The sequence below is a fragment of the Pseudomonas asplenii genome (assembly GCF_001293465.1).
Classification (GTDB): Bacteria; Pseudomonadota; Gammaproteobacteria; order Pseudomonadales; family Pseudomonadaceae; genus Aquipseudomonas; species Aquipseudomonas fuscovaginae_B.
On sequence record NZ_JSYZ01000059.1, the window covers coordinates 1 to 1962 of the forward strand.

Here is a 1962-nt window from a genome sequence, read left to right on the forward strand (position 1 = left end):
CTGGTGCCTGCTCCAGGGCCTGAACCAGGCCGTCCAAGGCGCTGTGCAGATAGCCGCAAAGACGTTGTGCACCGATGGCCGTCGCCACCAAGGCCGTGAAGTGGAACCCTTCCCCCAGGTCGTCGACGTTGAGGGTCAGCGGATAGTTGGTGCGCTCTTCGGCACCGCCCAGCACCTGCATGCCCTGCCAGGCGCTCTGCGCCTGCTCGGTCACGGCCAGGCTGCTGTGGCGGTAGTTGAGCAAGGCGCTGAACAACGGCAGCGGCGCACTCACCCCGCTGCAACGCTGGGCCAGTGCCAGGGAGGCGTGCTCGTGCCCGAGCAAGGCAGTCAGTTCGGCGTGGGTGGTCTTGACCCCCTCACGCACGCTTTGACCGCCAAGGGTCACCCGCAGCGGCAAGGTATTGATAAACATGCCCAGGGCCCTATCGGCGCCCTCGCCGGCCTGCATCCGGCCCAGCAGCACGGTGCCGAAGACCACCTGGTCACGACCGCTGACCTGCCCCAGTACCTGGGCAAAGGCCAGGTGCACCAGACTCGCGGCACTCACCCCGAGCTGACGGGCCTGGGTCCGCAGGCGCAGGCTCAGGCCGGCGTCCAGTGCGAGATCGGCCTGTTCGATATCGCTGCCGTCACCCTGCACATCCTGCAGGCCGAACGGCAGGGTTGGTTCGTCGATATCGCCGAGACGTTCGCGGAAGAACCGTTCGTGCTCCTCCTGGCTCGCGCCCAGGCGGGCCTGGGCGACATAGTTGCGATAAGGCACAGCGGCGCCCAGTTGCGCCTGCTGGCCGAGCAGAGCGGCCTGCATCTCGTGCTGTACCACGTCCATCGCGGTGTGGTCCATGACCAGGTGATGGAACAGCAGCAGCCCCAGCCAGCGCTGGTTCGGCTCGTCCCACGCCTGGGCCAGATGCAGCATCGGCGCCCGGCGGATATCCAGGCGCACCTGGCGCGGATCGAAGCCGGCCTGCAACTGCTCGGCGATATCGCCGGCGCGAGGGTCCAGCGCGCGCTCCTCGGTGCTCAGTTCGGCACGGCGCCAGACCACCTGCAAGGGCTGGTCGAAGCCTTCCCAGTGAATGGAAGTGCGCAGGATGTCATGTCGGTCGATAACCGCTTGCAGTGCCTGGACGAAGTCGTCCAGGCGGGCACGGCTGTCGAAGGCGTACTGCGCTTGCAGCACATAGGGGTCGCCCTCCTCGGCGCTGAGGTGGTGATAGAGAATCCCCTCCTGCAACGGTGCCAGCGGGTAGATATCCTGGATGTTCGGCGCACCGCCCGGCACGGTGGCCGCGATACGGTCGATGGCCGCCTGATCCAGCTCGATCAGCGGCAACATGTCCGGGGTGATCCGCTGGCAATCCGGAGCAATCCGGTTGGCCGGCACCACCAGGTCGCTGGCCGTACCCACTGCCGCGGCCAGGGCGGCCAGGGTCGGCTGGCTGAACAGCACCCGCACATCGGCACTCAGGCCGGCCTGGCGCATGCGCTCGATCAGCGTCACCGCCAGTAATGAATGACCGCCGAGTTCGAAGAAGTGGTCGTGGCGACCGACCTGCTCGACCTTGAGCACATCGGCCCAGATCGACGCCAGCAGCACTTCCACTTCGCCTTGCGGCGCCTCGTAGCCGCGGCTGACCAGCGCCTGGGCATCCGGCACCGGCAGCGCCTTGCGGTCCAGCTTGCCGTTGGCGGTCAGTGGCAAGGCATCAAGTTGCACGTAGGCCGCCGGCACCATGTATTCCGGCACGGACTCTTGCAGATGGTCGCGCAGACTCTCGATCGGCAGCACGGTTTCAGGCTGCTGCGCCGTGAAGTAGGCCACCAGACGTTTGTCGCCCGGGAGATCCTCGCGACACAACACCACGCTTTCCCTGACCTCGGGATGCTCGACCAGACGCGCCTCGATCTCGCCCAGTTCGACCCGGAAACCGCGGATCTTCACCTGGGCGTCATTGC

General features: G+C 66.7%; 1 protein-coding gene. It reads right to left on the reverse strand.

Annotated features, from left to right (window positions below):
• On the reverse strand, window positions 1-1962 hold a 1962-nt coding region (locus tag PF66_RS31580), incomplete at both ends, for a condensation domain-containing protein (protein WP_241494495.1).